Below are 19,144 nucleotides of genomic sequence, written 5' to 3' on the forward strand. Positions count from 1 at the left end.
TGCGCTGAAAATGCTTTTCTTGCCTTTTGGCCGATACTCGCTGGCATTGCGCCACGTTATTCAAAGCAACCTAGGCTCGGCATTCGTGCCGTGCCAGCCGCAGTATGTAAATTACGTGGAGCAACCCGTAATTGACGAAAAAACGAGGCGCGGGCGGTCGAAAACCTCAACACGCGGGGGTACGGTGATCCGGGCGGATGCCTCCGCAGTAAGGAAGTTCAATCCCCTGCGCGGAAAGACTGTCGTGCCCAAGTCCACCGGATCGCGGACGGCATACCGGTGGCGCTCGTTCCCAAGGCCAGCGCTGGAGCACGCGTTTGCCTTGGATGGTCGGGCGATTTCCTAACTATGCGACTGCCTGGGCCCCCTGCTGGCTCAAATCACCATCGACGAAGTCCGATTCACGCTTTCCGGCTGCCTCCGCCTCGTCGTCGGCGGTCGGTCGTGCCCTGGCCATCGCCCGGCACGCGGTGGAGTTGGATCCCGGCAAATGTGTGCGCTCTGCACGCCGAAATGTCCGCTCTATCAGCAAGGAATTCAGGGCGAGAGCCGTCGCGACAACTGGCGGCGAGAGCTCCAGGGCCCAGACAAGATGTTCGACGGGACGCGGGATGACGTCAGCCTTCGCGGAGATCACAGCGTCGGTCACAGATGACAATGTCCGCAAGATTAACGAGGTCGCCTGGCGCGAAAGCTGCTCTCGAAGCCAAGCCATCATTTGAACCAAAGCCGTGTTTGAGCCTTCTTGTCTTGGCAGGCGGCGCACGATCCGCCTGCCCCAACACCAGCCAAGCAAAATCGGGCGTTTCCTTTAGCCGGCCGGATTGTACCAGATCGGCGAGGTGTACGCGCGCTCCTGCATCTCCATCGTCGCTTCCGGCGGCATTTTTACGCCGAAATATTTGGCGTCGTAGGCCGTCCAGCGCGGCGTCGGGATTTCCAGCACGCGGCCGTAATAGAACGCCCGCTGGGCCGGATCGAACTCGGGATCAACCCAGACGGCGATCAGTTCCGGCGCACCTATCGTGTTGGTCCAGGTGGCATTGGCGACATCGACAGTGTTCCCGACCGAAGGCACCTTGCCGTCAGCGCCCGGCCTGCGATCGCCCGACCACGCAACGTTGTAGACCTTCTCCTGCACCTTTCCGGCAGCATCCAGCCACCCCTTGACGATCTGGTAGCGATCGAGGTTGGCGCCGATCGGATCCTTCAGCGCTGCAACCAGGAAGGTCGGCGCCTTGCCTTCCGGCGCGGCAGTGAGATCGCCGCCCATCGGTACGCCCTTCGTATAGCCGATGAGAGCAGGGCTGCGGGTATTGGCGTCGGCTTCAACGAAATCGAAGCCGCCGAAGAGCCGCACCAGCATCCGCGATCCGGTCGTGGCATAAGTCTCCCGGCGTGCCATCGCGTCGAAGATCGCCTCGCGGGTGTTCTCGGTCGCCCAGACCGCCGCGTAGCCGGAAGCGGTCTGCTCCCAGCCCATAATGGTCGCCTTCTCGGTCTTGACGAACGGGTGCGTGGCGCGGGCCGGCCCCGGCTCGCTGCTGGATGTCTTGCCAAAGAAATTGTCCTCCTCGACGGCAGCCAGCCCGGTGTGCGCGTCGGTCGAGCCGACCATGCCGAACTTGTAGGGGTTCACCCCGAGCTCCTGCTCCAGCTTGAGCCCATTCTTCAGCGCCGAGCGCGCATATTCGAACTCCAGCATATCGGGCGTCTTTACGACGGTCAGGTCGAGATTGCCCTTGTCCCAGCGCTCGAAGTTGGCGAATTCGTCATTTGGCGACAGGAAGGGGTGCGTTTCGCCGTCGCCCTTGATCTGTGAAGCCTCGTAGAGACGCTCCCACTTGGCACGCGTCTCGGCATATTCGCGGTCTATCGGCTTGTCGACGCCCGGCTCGATCATCGGGAACATGCGGCCATTGGAAAGGTTGCCATTATGGGCGATGGCGAGCACGTCGCCGCCGGTTTTCTCCTCATAGGCCGCCATCCACTTCCACAGATCGCGGGGATTGTCGCTGCCCGGTGCGAGCACGGTGAAGGGCACGGTCTGGCGGGCGAGATCGCCATTGTCGCGGAAGATGACGTTGCGATGCAGGTTGTTGCCGCCCGTGTTGGAGGTCCATTCGTAGCCGATCACAGCAGTGAAGCGGCCCGGATCGTTCGCCTCCTCCGCCGCGTCAATGGTCTCCTGCCATGCCGAGCGATAGGGGGCGGAGTCGGGCGAATAAAGCAGCGGCCCGGTGAGTTGCCCTGCCCCGAAGGCAGTGATGAGCTCGATCGCGGCAGCGGCGCCCTGGCCGGACTGGATCATGTCGTACCACCGTCGTCCCTTGGGGTCCGCCAAGATATCAGGCTTGCCGGCCAACAGGTCGTTGAAGAACCCCATATTGTCGGAATGGTCGGTGACGACCAGGAAATCGAGCGGTCGAGACAGCTTGGTGAGCTGTCCCGAGGAGGCCATGATCTCCTCACCCTTGCCGAAGCGATAGGCATCGCGCGGTCCAAGGCGCGCACCAAAGGCGCCGGCATCGAAGGAGAAAGATGTGTGGGTGTGCGTGTCGCCGAACAGCGGCCTCGTCGGGAAGTTTCGTCCGGCCCAGGGAGAATAGGCCCGCTTGGCCGGATAGAGCTGGTCGGCGGTTTGCTTGTCCAAGGAACCGGAATCCAGCACGGAATCCTGCGCTGCAGCGGGCAGCGCGCCTGTCAGGCTCGCAGCTACAAGAGCGGCGACTGAAACAAACTGCAAAAGTCCGAGCGTTCTCATCATAGTCCTCCTCCAACTGTTTGGTGCATGCCGAAGCCAATTATTCCGAGGAAAACTGCTCATCGGAGACCACCGGACCGCGTGAACACGGCCTTGGAACTCCCGCCTTCATCAGCCCTTGAAAGGTACATAGCGATCGCGAAATGCGATGCGTCGTCCAGACCAACGCCCGCATTCAGAATTTCACGCAGCCTGGGCACGAAACGAACCACTTTCCAATCGGACAGGTCATTTGCGACATTCCCGGCAAGCTCGGGGTGATGCGCGAGCAGGCGACCGTAAGCTTCGATGATCGCTGACCGCAGTTCGACTGCCCCGCCCGTCCCCTGTACCGACAGTGCTTTCACGATTTCGACCAGCTCTGCATGACTTCGGACCGGCTCGACGAAGTATTCTTCCGCGAGCTGCGTCACCCCGTCCGCGCCGGTCATCTCGATGAGCGCAGTGGCGTAGGCACCGAGGTTGATCGTCAGCCCATACTTTGCCGCGGTCTTTAGTTTTCCGCGAACGAAGGCGATGTCGTCCGGGCGGTCCGACATGCCGAGCATGAGGATGTAGAGCCCATGCCATTCGACATGAAACAAATCGTTGACGATTCGAAAGATGTCGTCGCGCGCAACTCTTGTCTTGAGATCGCGCAGCGTTGCGTAAGGCGCGCGCGCGACCTCGAGGAAGGCCAGTTCGGCGAGCCTGCGATCTTCGTGCCGGAGGTAAGTAGCGAAGAACACCGCGCGTTCGGCCAGCGTCTTCGAGCTCTTGTTCCATTGCGCCACCTGGCGCATTACATTTTGATACTCGCGCCCCGCCATGCCAAGCGCCCTCCACGCCCCGCCGGGGCCGTTCTGGACAAGAATAACCTGGAGAGCCGGATACAGCTGGAGGGCGCGGGCCGTCGTCGAATCGAGGAACAGAGGGATGGCGCTGCCGTCGTAGCGTCCCTTGAATGTTTCCAGCACCACGTAGGAGAAAGGTCTTGCCGGATTCTCGCGCGCGAAGACCGCCGTGCCGCTCGCGACGACCTGGTCGGCATTCGTCACCTTGGGATAGGGCATACAGAGCACACAAGCATGCACCGGCGTCGCGGTCAGTAGGAACGCCGCGGCAATCATGCACATCAGCGATGCCAGTGCTGCGCTTGTCAGCCCGGTTCGCCGATCCCTGCGCGAGGTGTTCATATGCCGCCCTTCCCGACAATCTCAAAAGGTCGCCACACGTTCGATCACCCAGAACATTGCAATCGTGCCGATAGCGTATGGCGGCACGAGATCCAGCCAGGCCGGCAGCGATCGCCTGCGGACCTGGATCAGTGTGACAAGCGCAAGTACGGCTCCGACAAAAAGAAGCTGTCCGACTTCCACTCCGAGGTTGAAGAACAGTAGCGCAACGGGAATCTGTCCCGCCGGCAGTCCAATCTCGCTAAGGGCGCCGGCAAAACCGAAGCCATGGAGAAGCCCGAAAGCAAATGCTACCAGCCAGGGTGCTCGAGCGGCTAAACTTCTGCGCCCCTGCCGTACGTGGACGATCTCGACTGCGACGAACGCGATCGACAACGCAATCACCGCCTCGACCGGCGGCGAGGGTACGCTAACAAAGCCGAGCGTCGCCAGCGCCAGCGTGATGCTGTGCGCAACGGTAAAGGCGGTGACCGTCTTGACGAGCCGCCACGAGCCCTCGGTGATGATGAGCAGGGCAAGCACGAAAAGCAGATGATCGAAGCCTGACAGAATGTGCTCGACGCCAAGTTTGAAATAAGTGGCGGCCGTAAACCAGCGGCTTGGAGTTGCAGGAACCGTCGCTTCCGGGGCGCCGGGCGTCAGCCGCTCGATCCACACGTCGCCGCTGGCGAACTCAACGCGCACGAGCGCATCGGTCATCGTGTTTTGCAGGCCGTCAATCGATACCACCTGGCCTTCCAACGGCTCGACCGCGCGCATCTGCCAGGTCTGCACCATTGCGTCGCCGGTCGGGCGCGAGACGACCGGCGTGAGGTTCTCGACCTTGCCCGAGAATGCTGCCGACAGCGCCAGACGCGCGTCACCCTGCATCGGTGTCTTGAACAGCACGCTGAACTCGTTCGGCGCCTCTTCCTGAACGCTGAGGTAGGCTGGGCGCACCTCGTGCGCCGAGGCAACCTGCGAGAACAGCATGGCGATGGCCGCTGTCAGCACGACCAGCCGAACGCACCCCGTCGCGGCGCGGGCACCTCGGACGAGTGCAGACCATTTGGTCAGCGGGTTCATTGCGTGGCCACTTTCGGTGCGGGCTCGGGCCCCAATACCGCTTTCGTGGTGTCGTCCAGCTCGACGCCAAACTTGTTGCGCAGCGCGATCAGATAATCGCGGCTGACCTCGGTCTGCTTCGCAGAGCGCCACTCAGAAAGGACCGCATCCCTGACCGTCTCGAAGGGCTTCAGGGTGGTCGCTGTACGCTGCGTGACGAGCACCAGATGAAAGCCATAGCCGGATTTCGTCGGCCCCTGCCATCCGCCGGCTTCGAGTGCAAACACCGCGCGCGCAAAATCGGCACCGAACATTCCGGACAGTGCCAACTCGTCGGTATCGGCGAAGCTGTCGCCGAACAGCAGCCGGTCGCCCGCGGTCGAACCGTCCTCTGTATTCGCTGACAGCGCACCCAGCGCGGCGGTCGCGTCCGCCGCGGCATCCTTGCGATGCTCCGGGTTGAAGTAGACCTGCCTGAACGAGAGTTTTCCGGGCGTCTCGAAGGGTGCAGGGTTGGCCGCATGGAACTGCCGCAGTTCCGCTTCGGTCGGCTCGGCAAGCTGGGCGGTGTCCTCAACAAGGAATTTCAGCTTTTGCGCCAGGCGGCGGCGGATGATGGTGTCGTCCTTGTCGAGGCCTATCTCCTGCGCTTCGCGCGCCATCACTTTCTCATTCAGCAGATCGTCGACGAGACCCTTGAGCTCATCGGCGGTTGGCTCACGCAGCCATTGGCTCGACCAAGTCTGCTTGAGCCAGCGCACGTCGCCTTCACCGATCCGGATCGGCTCGGCGGCTGTCGCTTCGGTTTGCCTGTCGTTCAGCCAGGAATAGCCGCCAAACAGGATCGCACCGATGACAGCAAAATGTAGCAGAGGCTCCCTGAGCAATATCATACGCTTTCCTGCGCCCCCTGCCGTCGCATCCATGGTTCGGTCCAGGACGACAGCAACTCGCATCAGAGCCCTTCGAGTGTGATACCTCGACGACTACTTCTTTCGCTCTGCATGGATGGTAGGCCCAAAAATCCGGGGCGGAATGTAATTTACGTGGGCAAGCACGTAACAGGGCAACAACAAAGCCGCAGCCGAGCGTTTGAGGAGTCGTGCGCCAACCTCGAAATTACTCCGCGCAGGCCAACCGAGGGCCTACTTCTTGCAACCTTTTGTGGCGGAGCCAACGCATTCCTTGCCAGCACTCGATTTCTGGTTGGCCTGGGAACCCGTCAAGGCGCCGATGTGATTGCCCAAATTTTCCCTGCTGTTTTGATCGACCGCTGCAACAGGTGCCGCAATCACCAACCCTGCCGCGCTGCCCGCCGCTGCCGCCACACCGGTCGTTGCGTGAATGATGGTATCGCCCAGGCCTATCCTGTTGTCGGTCAACGTCTGGCCGCCGGCCATACGCGCCCCAATCAGTTGAACGACCTGCGGTGACGAGGCGAACTTGCCGTGATGCAAAGGATCGCCGGATTTGACTTTCGTCAGATCGATGACGGTTATGTTGTTGCTGGCGAGATCTTCCTTGTATGGAGCTTGTTCCGGATCAATCGATCCGAGCCGGGGGATGTCGCCCCAGACCCGTCGCGAAACTTTGAGCGCGCGATCGTCCTGCGAGACAAAGAGGGTGAACTGCGGGTGCTGTTTGCCCATGTCGGCAATCTGAGTGCGAAAAACATCGACGTCGACGTCTGGCGCGGCCAGCATGACGTTCTTGAACTTCGCCGGAAGGCCGCCATTGCGGATGGCCATCTGGCGCAAGCCTTCCAACGCAAGCCAGTTGCCCATCGAATGGGCGAGGATCGAAACTTCCTTTATCTGGGGATCGCGTGCAAGATATTGGAACAGCAGTTCAAGCGCATTTCGCGTGTAGTTGGTGCTTTCACGATCGTAGCCATAAGCCAGCGCACTGCCTCGGGAGGGCCATGTGACCAGGATCGGGACGCTCTGCGTGTCGGTGTCCTTCGCGATCTGCGCAAAACGGTAGACCGCGTCTTCAAAGCGATTGTTGAATCCGTGAATGAAGACGAGGACGCTGTGATCCGGGCTCTTCCTGACAGAGGCGCTAAGCCACCCCTTCGCTGTCTCGAGCGTCAATTCCTGGGCCTGCACGACGGCAAAATCGGTCGCCGGGTTTGACGGCAGCTTCTTGGGCCATGCGACCTCTCCAACCTTGCGGACCGAAGGCGGAGGGATCGAAACCGTGATTTCCGCGAACGAGGGGGCCAGTCCGCGCTCGCCCGTATACATTTGTGCCGGATTGGAGGAACGACTGCGTGTCGTTGCGACCAGCATCTCCACCTTGCTGGAGGAAGGCGAGGTATCGGCCACGGGCAGCAGCACATTCGTCGGACGGGACGCGCACCCCGACAGCAGGCCAACCAACGCCGACGCCAACAAGACGTTGCTGATACGCCTGACTTGGGACAGGCTCACGAAACAGTTTCCCAAACTCTTCTCCCGTTTCGAAGTCGTCTCAGGCGCAGAGCCAATCAGAACCGGAACCTGGCGCCGATGATTGGTCCCTGCATTGCTATGTCAAACACAAATCCGTCGTCGTCGTAGTCCACGGCAAGGTAGCGATAGCCCGCTTCCAGCGTGACCGAATCACTGTACCGGTATTGAAGCGTGCCCTGCACTTGCCAATCGAGGTCGGCGCCAAGGCCGAAGCCACCGACATCCGCCTCGCCATGGAGTCCGAATCCGTTACCAAGAGCGACATCGCCGGCCACGCCAATAATGGGGTCGACCCAAGTCTGGCTGCCGCTGGCCTCTCTTACGGCGAGAGGGCCAGTAACGGTCAGATCCGCATAGAGGTGCCAAAGCCGTCCGCCGGCTAGAACGTCCAAGGTCGCGGTGCCATTGTCGAAGACCCGATAGGAGCCGCCGAAGGTCCACACCACCGTGTTCATGTTCGCTTCGGCCGAAAAAAGAGCCAACGGGCCGGGCGACGTGCCGTCGGCCTCGAGGCCCAGGTAGATGAAGTCGGTGAACAGAGCGTAGCGGCCATTGCGCGCCTCACCGGCAAGCATGACCGGCGGGGGAGACCAATCGATGTGGTCAAAGATCTGGCCGAAATCGACGTCGATATCGACCGGCGGCAGGCCCCTGACGCCGACCCTGCCCTTCATTCCTGCCATCCAGAAATAGGGTTCTGCGGTGAAGGTCCAGGCCGGCGCGGCTTCAGCAGGCATGGGCGCGGCTTCAGGAAGTTGCGTCGCAGCATCCGCAGCGATCGCCGGCACTGCAACCAGCGCTGCCGCTGTTCCAGCCGAAGCCAACACGAGAGCTCGGATGATTCCCATATCGAAGTCCCTCAAATTCCGTCTTTTACTTCATGTCCGATGCGATCGTCTTGCACCCGCAGTGACAATATATATCTATTCGCGCCGCTCAGCTAATGGATATCGGTTGCCGATCGTCTTTCATGTCGACAGCGGTTCATTTATTGCTGTCACGGATGGACAGTGCCGGGCCTACTTCGGGAACAGCAGTCCCGTGCGCAATCGAGCCCGTCGGGTCCGCTAGGGCTTACCGTGACGACAAGCCGGGCCGGAAGCACGGCTGCTATAGTTTGTAGAGCTCGATTGCCAGACAGAAATTCCAAGCCGGCCCCCGCTTAGTTCTGGCGTGGCGGCCAAGGCGTGAAATGCGGTTTCCTGCCGGCATCCGCGTGCAGCACCGCTCCGACTTCCCCAACCAACCGATCCACCAGTCCCTGCCATTCGGCTCGTCTGGACTCGCGGAATGCCGGCGGGACCATGTCGATCCTCGAGAGTGCAAGCTCCGCTTCAGCAAGTTCCTCGCACATATCCTGAAAACCCTCACTTCGGCCCATCAGCCGATGGATCGCCAATTCAAATTGCGGAAACCGACGCACCGCCGCCGAGACCGCTCTTTTTTTATCAGCTGGTTCGTCGTCCATCCTCATGGCGCAGATTCGTGTTTTCCCTGGACCACCGTAACCTATCGCATGGAGGCGGCTGTGGAATGTAAGTTACGTGGGCGACAGGGTAATTTCTCAACATCCATAGCGAGCTTGGTCGGCACCAAGCCTGTAAAATCGCAAATTCAAACTGCGCTGCCGGCGAGGCCGCCTAACTCTTTGATCCGTTGTCATCCGCCGGCGCATTGCGCGAACCGTCGCCGTCGTCCCAGCGTTATCCGTTCAGACTACTGGGAGTATTGCAAGAACAGGCTCGCGGATATAAATTGCGCAGCGAGGGTAACCGCCGAAAAATGAAATATAACTGGGAGTGGTCACCCCCAGAACGTCAGGTGAGGGAACCAACGTGATCCGGGCGGAACCAGCCGTAGGGAGGGAGCATAGGCTCGCCCCAGAGGATTGTCGTGCCCAGCTTGCCCGGATCCTCAACAGCGCGGACTTCGATGCAACCGGTCGCGAGCGCCGCTTCCTCAGCCATGTGGTGGAGGAGACGCTGGCGGGTCGCGGTGATCGTATCAAGGCCTATTCGATCGCAGTCGAAGTGTTCGGACGCGATATGTCTTTCGACCCGCAGACGGATCCGATCGTCCGCATCGAGGCTGGCCACCTCCGGCGCGGGCTCGAGCGTTACTACCTGACTGCCGGACAGGACGATCCTATTCTCATCACGATCGCGAAAGGCGGTTACGTTCCAACGTTCTCGGTGCGATCGCCCCTCGAGACCATTGAGCCGGCCTTGCCGCTCAATCGGGCAGAGAAAGTCCCGCCCCCTGCTCGATGGATGAAGGCATCATGGCTGACGGTGGCTCTTGCGGCAATCGTCGCGGCATTGGCTGTTCTGGCATTGGGATTGGCGAGGAGCGACGTTCGCCCGACTTCGCCTGAGATCCCGCGACTGCTGGTCGAGACGTTTGACGACCTTTCAGGAACGGAAGCCTCCAAGGCCATCGCCAGTGGATTGAGGCAGGAAGTCGTCAGCCAGCTTTCCAAGTTCAAGGATATCGTGGTCGTGGAGTCGGCCGCAAAGGGGGAGGATCCATCGATCTCGCCGGCACGATTTGTCCTGGCCGGAAGCGTGAACCTGTCGACCGATGCCTTCCGGCTTCGGGTCCGGCTGCTCAACCGGGCGGACAACTCGGTTCTGTGGGCAGAAAGCTATGATGGCGGGCTGAAAGTGGCGCAGCTTGTGGAGGTCCAGACGGACATCGCGCGTAATGTGTCATCGAGCCTGGCCCAGGCATATGGCGTCATCTTCCAGGCAGACGCCAATCTCCACGTCGTCAATCCGCCCGACGATTGGGCCGCCTACTCTTGCACGCTTTCTTTTTACGCATATCGGGTCGGTGTCGATGCAGAAAGCCGGTCATCGGTACGCGCGTGCCTTGAGACGGCGGTGGACCGCTTTCCGACCTACGCCACCGCTTGGGGTCTTCTCTCGCTGATCTACATAGATGACTACCGATTCGAGTTTTCAGCCGACCCCGCTGAGTCCGCCGCTGCGCTCGATCGCGCCTTGGCGGCGGCAAGGCGATCTGTGGGGCTTGATCCTGTCAACATCCGGGGACGCCAGGCGGAAATGGTTGCGCTCTATTTCCACAAGGAGATCGATGCCGCATTGAAAGTGGGCAAGCAGACTTTGACCATCAACCCGAACGACACCGAGTTTATGGGCGAATATGGAGAGCGCCTGGCGGTTTCTGGAAATTGGCATGACGGATGCCAGTTGATCGCGGAGGCGCGTCAGAAGAACCCGGGGCCAGGCTACTATGACGTGGATCTGGCCCTTTGCTCGTATTTCAGCGGGGATTATCCTCAGGCAGCTATGTGGATCAACAAATCGCCATTTCCGTCGAATCCGATCTATCATTTGCTTGCCGCTGCCGTTTTCGGTGAGGGAGGCTACAAAATCGCGGCTGATCGCGAGGTCGCATGGCTGAACCAAAATCAACCTGATTTGGTGAAGAACATGCGCCAGGTGGTTTCGGCGCGGTTGGCCCGTCCGCAAGATGTCGAGTTGTTCCTCGGCTCGCTAAGAAAAGCGGGCCTTGGCGTCGCAGACGACTAAGAGGTCAGCGGCGCCCGCCCCTCACCTGCCCTGCGTCGAAGCCGGCATCAAAAACAACGAGATCTGGATGGACGGAAGTGTTCGTTCGAATGATGCTATTGCGTTGTCTTGAGCGCAGATTTTGCTCAGCCAGCACAGCGCCTCCTCTTAAGCCCGCTGGTCTTGGCCCGGCGGCCTGCTGACAGTCCCCCAGTAGAGCTGCCGGGCCACTCGAACTTGCTCAATGGAAGGCGCGGACTTCCAGGATTAGAACCAACAAGCACACCAGAGGCATCATCTTTGGTGAGTTGCTGCATCATTGTGCACTTGCCAATGAAGAACGCAAAAAAGCCCCGCCGCTCCATTTGCGAAGCGGCGGGGCCCCCACTCGCCCCCCATCAATGCCCATGCAATTGCGGTGCCAGACATGTTGACCCATTGCGGCGCACCTTATGCCACGACGGCCTGTCGCAGTTGCGAGGGCTGTATCGAGCCGGTCGATGGAGTATCGACTTTTTTGCCGCAAAAGCCTTCCCGCCGGAACGCTTGCTCGTCTGGATGGTTGGTTGGGATGCAGGAGATGCAGGCGTGGCCAAGAAGCTGTCAATCGCGCAAACGTTGCGACGAACCTCCGACCAACTGAAGAGGATCCGCAAACATGTCGCCAATGGCGGTCATGTGGACCAGATGCAAGAGGTCGACGCCCTGGTGGGCCTCGCCAAAGAAGTGGCCGACCGGCAGTTGGCCGGGTTTGAAAGCCCGGCAGATGAAAACGATGGCCCTGTGCAAGACGATGACGATGCAAAGGACTGAGCGTTGTCGACCGGCTCGTGACATTCCGCGATAACGGAATTACTTGATTTGCCAAAATCGATACTATCCAACGGCGGCGGACCCCCAATCCGCCTGGCCGGCGCCGTCGAGCGTTCTTACCCCACGCCCCCCAAGCGGCGCCGGCCGCTCGGCTGCGCACCCTCGTGTCCGGCCCCGAGGGCATGCTTTTGGGCAACATGCATTGGACCAGGAGACGCGCGGGTTTGACGGGTTTTTTCTGCAACTTGCGGCGATCTGTACACGCGCCACGCAATCGGCAGATTTCCATCGCTCTCGGCGGCCTTTAATACCCGATCTGCGATATCGCAGCGGATAATGGGATCGTCTGTTAGATGATCCATTGAATTCTGTGGATTCTGTTTGAAAAACATCTCCGCCCCCGCGCTTGGCGCTGAGAATGCTCAACGGATACCGCTTTGAACAGTCGTCAAATGACGACCACAGACGGATTTATACGCCATCCCACGACGCACGTTGGCGTAATTGCGTGGAGGCGAGATGCGGATCCTGCCGGTGGTCGGTGCAACAGAAGCTTGCAGCCGGGAACAACCACTCGACCGTTCGCGTTTGTGCAAAGGCCCGCTTCTTTTGCACGGGCAGCGAGCCTCGAAGGTTCGCAATGCCGCACCGGCGTTTCAATCGCACCCGCCTCAGCCCTCACGATCTGGCTATTTGTGAACGCGTGTACGATCAGGTTTGCGCAGATGAACACATCGACCCTTTGAGCCGGGATGCCGAAGCCTTGGCGGTGATGATTGTCGCAATCTTCCGAAACATTACGACCAGTGAGCGCGAACTGCTGGAGGAGGTCAGGTCGCTTCGTCGTTCAAAGGGCGCAGAACAGGCGCGCTAGCTTGGCGGCTTTCCCTGACGAATCTTTCCAGTCCCGCTTTGGCACAGCCGGATTGGCATCGTAATTGCCTTTTGAGTCTCGCCACAGCGTAGCCACAGCGCTTGCGAAGGAGATGGAAATGGGTTTGGCCGAAGACCTGTCTGATGTTGCCCTCACATTCGCTTGTCCGGATTGCTCGCATCCGGCGGTAAGGAAGGGCTCTGCGCTGAAAACCATCGCCCACTTCAGATGCGACGGGTGCAACGCCAAGGTGCGGATCACTTATCCGCAGAAACTGGCGATCTTCGAAAAGCACAAGCTATTGACTGCGCACGGGGCATGGCAATAACTCAACGCAGTTAAGAGCCAGGTTCGATTTCCACGTGATTCCAAAGGGTTTTGGCGAATTGATGAATTGATTTGGACGATGACGGGATCCCCGATCGCCCGGAAACAACTTGGCCGAGCATGGCTGCGCCATGAACGGATTTGACGGACGCCAAATGCCATGATTGAACCGCAGCTGCAATCGCCTGCAAGGCGGATGAGGTGAACTTGCGATACCTCCGATCGTATTCAACCCCAGGTGGTTTGAATTTGATCGCAACGGTCTGAAGGCGGACCGTTTGGTGAAACAAAATCCAGGATCGGACTACGAAACCGACGCGATGACCACGGCAATTGAGGACATATATCGGCCGCTTGCTTTAACCGCGAGATTGCTTGTCCAGTGCTGGCCGCAGCTATTGCTTGTCGGCTGCCTGGGTATGATCGCTCGTGGTCTGCTGCTTCAGGGCGCCGTGACGATCGGCCTCCAATTCCCGCTAGGCGGAATGGTCATGCTGTCGCTGGTGGTCCTCGCCAAGCTTACGGTGCTGGTCATGATGTTCGTGGTGCTCCGGCCGCATATGCCGGCGGTGGCGGCACTGAGGCAAAAAGCCAAAAAGGCAGTGGACGAAACAAAGCGCGAGCCGGTCCTGGCGATTACCGCCGCTGCGATCCTGCCGTTCTTCGCCTATTACGCCGCCTGGGGTTTTCTTGGCGATACGGTTCGCGAATATTCGCGCATGGCGCTCGCCCAGGCCGATTTCGGCAAGAGCGTCGACATCTTCGCCATTCTTCAGTCAAGCGGCGTGGCACTGTCGATCGTCATCTGCTGGCTGGTGCGTTTTGCCGCCAAGCGACTGGATGCGCGGGCGTCTCATCCCTACTGGCGGCTGCTGATCGTAGCGACGGACGCAACCTGGGTCTTCATCGGCCTCTACGCGCTCGGCGTATGGAAGGACCAGTTGATCCGCTGGCTTGGCGCAGGCGCCGCGCTGCAACAGCTCAGCCTCGATTTGCTTGCGCCGGTAAGTCAGGCGGTCGCAGCCGGCCAGTTCGTTCCCGTTGAATTCCGGCCGCTTCCCTTCGGCGAGCAGCTTCAGAATCTATTCTTTTTCGCGTTGCTGCCGATTGTCTGGCTGGTGATGGCGGCGATCATCAACGGCTATGAGCTTTCCGCGCCGGCCGCTCCCGGTCCTGCGCCATCCCGAGCGAGCTCCTGGCAGAAGTGGCTGAAGGATTTCGCGTCTCACTTCGTTGGCGGTTACCGCAGCCGCTATTCGCCGGTCTGGACTTGCGTCAAACTGACGCTCAGTGCCGGCCTGGCCACGCTTGTCGCCTTCGTCATCGCCTATCAGGCCATCTCGTGGGCCGGCGCCTGGACATGGTATGGCCTGACCAGGCTGATCGGAGCGCACGATCTCGGGACCTGGCAGATCTTCGCCGATGCCATCAGCCTGTTCATCGGCAGCCCTAGCGACCTCGACGGAGGAATCCTGCTCGATCCGGTCCGGGTCGCGCTGCTTGCAGCCGTGCTCGAGACCGCGGTCGCCATGGCTGGCGAAGCGAATGGCGTCAGGTCCGCGGCTCGCTGACGCTGAGATAACTCGGCAGCCCCGAGTAGAGGGCGATCGACAGCCTGAGGCCGCTCGCCGCAGGTGGGATCGAAAAACTGGCAGCCATCCGTGCCGGTTTGCCGGGCTCCGTCGCGGCGAATGCCATGCCGCCGCACAGGGACCGTTGCTCGTGCTCCGGATACTGTTTCCTGACCACCGGATCGGCAAACAGGGTTGGCCGCCATTCGCGACTGCTGCCATCGGAAAGCCGCACCTCGCAAGGTACCGAGCCGAGCGCTTTCGGGTCAGCAGCGAGAGCTTCGAATTCGGCAAGCACGACGGCGCTGCCCGCGCTGCCTGCCAGTCTGGTGAAGCGTGTCACGGTCCAGCTGGCGCCGGCATAATCGACCGGCTGCCCCAGGCTCGCAGATAGCGGCTGGCGCAGATGTTGGGAGCGCCAGTCCTTGATGCTTCCCCACGTCTGCACGGCCAGCGCGGCAGGCAGTGCGACCACCAGCGCCATCATGCTCAGCCAGCAGCCTCGGCGCGTTGACGTCACCTTTGCGGGAGAACTGTCCATGGCGGCCTTTCTTCGTTGCGGCGGATGGTGATCGCCGGCTCGATGTCTTTGCCCGAAATGTTCGTGGCGATGCGGATCTCGTCGTCGAGCGGCAGCAATTTTGTGGGTGCGACCACGACGGTGCCGTCGGCGACGGCATCCTCCGGCACTTCGAACACCAGAAGGACCCGGCGTGGCAGCCCGGGCTGGTAGACATCGCCCGGCATCATTTCGATCGTCGCCCACAAGCGGTCGGTCAGGACATAACGGATGCCGCTGCGGCTCAGCCACTCGCCCGATGTGAGTCCCAGGGTCTCGAATTTCGCCTCGGCCTCGCCTTCGACCACAACCCATACGCCGGAACTCGTGTAGGTCTTTGACTTGCCGAAGGTCTCGACGTTGAGAACACGCGCCACCCTGGCGCTGTCCAGCGAAAGCGCGAAGGCGCGGGCCTCCACACGCTTGTTCATCCCGCCCGAAGCGACTATCGGCGATGTAATGTCGCTGTACAGCGGGCGCGTGTGCTGCATGCCGTAGAGCACGGCGGCAGCCAACAGCAGCGCCAGCGCCGAACGCAGCATGCGCATCATGGCGCCTTCTCCACCGGCAGGTCGACCGTCGCAACCGGATCACGGTCGAACCACCCGCTTGCGCCGTAGACATTGTCGCGCAGCTTGTAGATCTGGCCGGTGACGGTGATCGTCACCTTGTCGGGCACGGGCACACCGGCCGGCCACTCCCAGGCCATGGTCAGGCGTTCCGGCATGTTGGGATTGAAATATCCCGCCAAATACTTGTCACGATCGAGATAACCCGTTGGCATCGGCAGCTTTTGCGCCGGCGCGCTGAGCGTGACGACGCGATGGAGCACGTTGTTGGGGGTGGCGGAACGGTTCACCACATCCATGTCCACCATCACAAGCTGCACGGGCCGCGATGGGGGAACGCCTGTCGGCGGCACGGTTCCGACACGTGCCGTTCGCAAGGTCACAAACCAGCGACCGGCATCGATTTGCTGGCCTGCCTGCACAACCGGCACCTTTGGCGGATGGGCAGCTTCGTAGAGCGTCATTGAAAACGAGATTGCCGATGCGGCCAGCCCGCCCAGGCCTGCAATCAAAAAAGCATACAGCCTTTGCCGTATTGTCGTTCGTGTCGGTTCCGTCATGCGCCGTGCGGTATGCGATGGTCCTCAGGCCAGCCTTATACGATGCGAGATCAATTTGTTACAACAGCAGCGGCAGGCATCTCCAAGGGGTTCAGCGCAGGGACACCAGCCGCGCAATCGGATCGTTGGTGGCTCGCCCGGTCAGTGTTCAATCCCCGCTCCTGGCGCCGAGCGCGGCCCGCCTAAACCATTCGCCCCCAAACCATTCGAGAGGCACCGGACTCGGCTCGGCGCCCCTCACCTTCTTCACTTGTCCGACCACACGGCCAGCTCGTAGCCGTCCGGATCGGAGAAATGGAAGCGGCGGCCGCCCGGGAAGAAATAGGCGGGCTTGACGATCTTTCCGCCGGCCTCCTCGACATGGCGCTGGGTCTCGTCGAGCTTGTCGGCATAAAGGATCACCAGCGGTCCGCCTGCCGCCTTGCCCTGGCCACCCAGAGCGAAGCCGCCGGTCAGGCGGCCGTCGTTGAACTCGCAATAGCTCGGCCCGTAGTCCTTGAAGGACCAGCCGAACGCCTTTCCATAGAAGTCGCGCGAGCGCGCGATGTCGCCGACGGAAAACTCGACATAATCGATGCGCTTGTCGTTGCTGGATTTGGCCATGATCTTCTCCTTTCGCGGTTTTTGGATGCTCAGCGCTCGAGCATTGCCTTCAGGCTGTTGAGGTCGCGCTGCACGGCCTCGGCGTCGGCAGCGAATATCTCCTCCGTCATGTCCGGCGTCCTCAACAGCACGAACATGACCTCCGCGCCGGTCCCGAGGAACCACGCGCACCGCATTGCGGGTTTCCTTGTCATCGGCAAAGACGATGTGATCGAGGACGCCGTATTCGTTCGGCCGGGAGAAGCGGATGCGGATGGCCCGGCCGTCGGGGTCCTCCGCGGTCCATTCCTCGCCCGATCTTTCGAAGCGCCTGCCGAGGCCTGCCGCCCAGCGCTGGAATTCTCAGGGATGAAGGCGAAGTCATAGACTTCGCGCCAGTCCCGGTCGATGGACACGGTGATGATGCGGGATTTGTAGATCGTCATATCTGCCTCCTTTCAACGAAGGCAGACTAGGCCGCGTTGGCGGTGGCGTATTGAACGAAACGGCCAGCTCAGGCGCCGAGCTGCCGCAGAACCGTCGCCGGCGAGAAGCCCGACAGGCGCCGCACCTCGCGCGTCAGATGCGCCTGGTCGGAATAGCCCGCCTCGAACGCCAGACCGGCCAAACGCGGCTCGGTGGACTGCCGCGCCAGGTTCAGGAACCGCTGGAAGCGGAGGATGCGGTCGAGCGTCTTCGGGCCATAGCCGAAAGCCTCCTGGCAGCGGCGGCGAAGCGTTCGCGGGCTGACGCCGAGCCGGTCGAGGATCACCGCCATGCCCGGACCGGCGGATTCGGTTTTCAGCGCGTTGAACGCAAATCCCGTGTCCGCAGGCGGCGGCTCGACATCCGGCGCAAGCCTGCAGAGTGCCGCTTGCATCGCCCGCATCCGCTCTATCGTCGAGGACGCCTCGCCAATTTTTTCGGCGATTTCGCGCGCAAGCGCTCCCCAGAAGTGGCTGAGCGCCACCCGGCCGCCGACGATTTCCGACATCGGCAGGCCGAGCCATCGGCTTGCCGCACCCGGTCGGAAGCGGGCGCCGATCACCGTAGAGCCAGGTGTCAGAATAGAGAGGGCAACGGCCACGTCGGGGCCCGCCACGACCAGATGGCCGTCGATCCAGGTGATGTCGACGCAGCCGTCGGGGACCACGGCCGACAGGCTCGCCGCGTCCGGGCGCAATGTATTGGACCAGGCACACTGGAAATGCCCTTCGAGTGCGGCCGCAGGATCGAACTCGCGGTACTCCCCGATTGCCCCGGAAAGGATTGGTGCCCGGGAAGGGACGGGTGTGTTGTCGGACGTCACGAGCCTCTCCTGTGAGGAACTTTAGGCATCGTACCCTTCGGTCCCCGAAATCTATTGCGCTGGCGGCGGGCTTCAACCCTGTCCTCTGTGCTCCAACCCTCGTTTGGGGCCTGCACTGTGAGCGGGCGTCTGCGGTGCAATGCGTCTTGACGACCGGGGCGCTGTTCGATTGGCAGCTTTCACCGGCTGCTGGAGATGTCGCCCTCGGTAGGCAGTTTGCCGTCTTTATCGCCATGGAGCCTTGACGCACGGGAACCATACACGTTAGGGCGTCCGGGCACGAACGATTGGCGACCAAGCAAGGAAATTCCAGCTGATGGAAATTTTTACCGCCGCCGGCCTCGCGGCCCTGCTCCAGGTCATTGCCATCGACCTTGTGCTTGCCGGCGACAATGCCATCGTCATCGGCCTTGCTGCGGCGGGCCTGCCGTCGGATCAGCGCAAGAAGGCGATTCTCGTCGGCATTGCGGCGGCCACCGTGCTTCGCATCTTCTTCGCTCTGATCACCCAGTGGCTTCTCACCATCGGCCCCATTCTCCTCATAGCCGGCGGCCTGCTGCTGCTTTGGGTGTGCTGGAAGATGTGGCGCGAGTTGCGTGTCAGCTACGAGCAGGAACATGACGCGACGGAAGCGTTGTCGAATGTCGATTATGACAAAAGCGGGTCGATTGGCGGCAAGGGGCCGCGCAAGACCTTCGCTCAGGCAGCCTGGCAGATCGTCATTGCCGACGTTTCGATGTCTCTCGACAACGTCCTTGCAGTCGCCGGCGCGGCGATGGACCATCCGACGGTCCTGATCATCGGCTTGGCGCTGTCGATTGCGCTGATGGGCTTCGCCGCTTCGTTTGTCGCTCGCCTCCTGCATAAGTACCGCTGGATCGCCTATATCGGCCTGGTGATCATTTTCTATGTCGCCGTGAAGATGCTTCTGGATGGTGCTGTGCAGCAGTGGCCCGAACAGTTTGCGTTCCTGGCGCCCTGGTTCGGGCCGGGCGGTCATTGAAACCTGAG

General features: G+C 61.1%; 19 protein-coding genes. 6 read left to right on the forward strand and 13 right to left on the reverse strand.

Annotated elements, in window-relative coordinates; all coding sequences use genetic code 11:
• Positions 1-811: 811 nt before the first annotated feature.
• From AC0L3D_RS07285 to AC0L3D_RS07315, 7 genes are all read right to left on the reverse strand, one after another.
• Positions 812-2,764 (reverse strand): DUF3604 domain-containing protein, encoded by a 1,953-nt coding sequence (locus tag AC0L3D_RS07285; protein ID WP_128169553.1) that lies wholly within the window; start codon positions 2,762-2,764, stop codon positions 812-814.
• Between the two features lie 59 nt (positions 2,765-2,823).
• Entirely contained in the window at positions 2,824-3,939 is a 1,116-nt protein-coding gene (locus tag AC0L3D_RS07290) for a hypothetical protein (RefSeq protein ID WP_287260009.1), read from the reverse strand.
• Positions 3,940-3,960: 21 nt separating this feature from the next.
• Positions 3,961-5,004 (reverse strand): HupE/UreJ family protein, encoded by a 1,044-nt coding sequence (locus AC0L3D_RS07295; RefSeq protein ID WP_473628852.1) that lies wholly within the window; start codon positions 5,002-5,004, stop codon positions 3,961-3,963.
• Positions 5,001-5,909 carry a peptidyl-prolyl cis-trans isomerase gene (locus tag AC0L3D_RS07300; RefSeq protein WP_287260010.1) on the reverse strand — a complete coding sequence of 303 codons (909 nt, stop codon included), beginning with the start codon at positions 5,907-5,909 and terminating at the stop codon, positions 5,001-5,003. The genes AC0L3D_RS07295 and AC0L3D_RS07300 overlap by 4 nt, the downstream gene beginning before the upstream one ends.
• Positions 5,910-6,128: 219 nt before the next feature.
• Positions 6,129-7,409, reverse strand: coding sequence for an alpha/beta hydrolase (locus AC0L3D_RS07305; protein WP_287260183.1), 1,281 nt, complete (start codon positions 7,407-7,409; stop codon positions 6,129-6,131).
• Between the two features lie 62 nt (positions 7,410-7,471).
• Positions 7,472-8,224 carry a porin family protein gene (locus AC0L3D_RS07310; RefSeq protein WP_473643649.1) on the reverse strand — a complete coding sequence of 251 codons (753 nt, stop codon included), beginning with the start codon at positions 8,222-8,224 and terminating at the stop codon, positions 7,472-7,474.
• A 374-nt stretch (positions 8,225-8,598) separates the two neighbouring features.
• Positions 8,599-8,910: a hypothetical protein gene (locus tag AC0L3D_RS07315; protein ID WP_128169549.1), complete on the reverse strand. Its 312-nt coding sequence runs from the start codon at positions 8,908-8,910 to the stop codon at positions 8,599-8,601.
• Positions 8,911-9,271: 361 nt separating this feature from the next.
• Here AC0L3D_RS07315 and AC0L3D_RS07320 point away from each other — a divergent pair, with 361 nt between their 5' ends.
• The 5 genes from AC0L3D_RS07320 (at position 9,272) to AC0L3D_RS07340 (ending at position 14,554) form a co-directional block, all read left to right on the forward strand.
• Positions 9,272-10,990 (forward strand): hypothetical protein, encoded by a 1,719-nt coding sequence (locus tag AC0L3D_RS07320; RefSeq protein WP_473643651.1) that lies wholly within the window; start codon positions 9,272-9,274, stop codon positions 10,988-10,990.
• Between the two features lie 567 nt (positions 10,991-11,557).
• The gene (locus tag AC0L3D_RS07325; protein WP_128169547.1) at positions 11,558-11,782 is read left to right on the forward strand and encodes a hypothetical protein; all 225 of its coding nucleotides are present in this window, start codon (positions 11,558-11,560) and stop codon (positions 11,780-11,782) included.
• Between the two features lie 640 nt (positions 11,783-12,422).
• Positions 12,423-12,656 (forward strand): hypothetical protein, encoded by a 234-nt coding sequence (locus AC0L3D_RS07330; RefSeq protein WP_023801823.1) that lies wholly within the window; start codon positions 12,423-12,425, stop codon positions 12,654-12,656.
• Between the two features lie 118 nt (positions 12,657-12,774).
• On the forward strand, positions 12,775-12,984 hold the full coding sequence (locus AC0L3D_RS07335; RefSeq protein WP_023801824.1) for a hypothetical protein: 210 nt from the start codon (positions 12,775-12,777) through the stop codon (positions 12,982-12,984).
• A gap of 418 nt (positions 12,985-13,402) precedes the next feature.
• Positions 13,403-14,554: a hypothetical protein gene (locus AC0L3D_RS07340; protein ID WP_287260015.1), complete on the forward strand. Its 1,152-nt coding sequence runs from the start codon at positions 13,403-13,405 to the stop codon at positions 14,552-14,554.
• Here AC0L3D_RS07340 and AC0L3D_RS07345 read toward each other — a convergent pair.
• From AC0L3D_RS07345 to AC0L3D_RS07370, 6 genes are all read right to left on the reverse strand, one after another.
• A complete protein-coding gene (locus AC0L3D_RS07345; RefSeq protein ID WP_473643652.1) occupies positions 14,535-15,095 on the reverse strand; it encodes a hypothetical protein in 561 nt (186 codons plus the stop codon). The two genes, AC0L3D_RS07340 and AC0L3D_RS07345, sit on opposite strands and share 20 nt — an antisense overlap.
• Positions 15,071-15,664 (reverse strand): hypothetical protein, encoded by a 594-nt coding sequence (locus tag AC0L3D_RS07350; RefSeq protein WP_287174818.1) that lies wholly within the window; start codon positions 15,662-15,664, stop codon positions 15,071-15,073. Before AC0L3D_RS07350 ends, AC0L3D_RS07345 begins: the two co-directional genes overlap by 25 nt.
• Entirely contained in the window at positions 15,661-16,242 is a 582-nt protein-coding gene (locus AC0L3D_RS07355) for a hypothetical protein (protein ID WP_023801828.1), read from the reverse strand. The genes AC0L3D_RS07350 and AC0L3D_RS07355 overlap by 4 nt, the downstream gene beginning before the upstream one ends.
• Before the next feature lie 246 nt (positions 16,243-16,488).
• Positions 16,489-16,845, reverse strand: coding sequence for a VOC family protein (locus AC0L3D_RS07360; RefSeq protein WP_473628855.1), 357 nt, complete (start codon positions 16,843-16,845; stop codon positions 16,489-16,491).
• Positions 16,846-16,874: 29 nt separating this feature from the next.
• Complete coding sequence (locus tag AC0L3D_RS07365; protein WP_473643655.1) at positions 16,875-17,270, reverse strand: SRPBCC family protein; 396 nt, start codon at positions 17,268-17,270, stop codon at positions 16,875-16,877.
• Between the two features lie 68 nt (positions 17,271-17,338).
• The gene (locus AC0L3D_RS07370; RefSeq protein WP_473628856.1) at positions 17,339-18,133 is read right to left on the reverse strand and encodes a helix-turn-helix domain-containing protein; all 795 of its coding nucleotides are present in this window, start codon (positions 18,131-18,133) and stop codon (positions 17,339-17,341) included.
• A gap of 316 nt (positions 18,134-18,449) precedes the next feature.
• Here AC0L3D_RS07370 and AC0L3D_RS07375 point away from each other — a divergent pair, with 316 nt between their 5' ends.
• On the forward strand, positions 18,450-19,136 hold the full coding sequence (locus tag AC0L3D_RS07375) for a TerC family protein (protein WP_473643656.1): 687 nt from the start codon (positions 18,450-18,452) through the stop codon (positions 19,134-19,136).
• Positions 19,137-19,144 lie beyond the last annotated feature (8 nt).

It is taken from the genome of Mesorhizobium sp. WSM4837 (assembly GCF_055811435.1).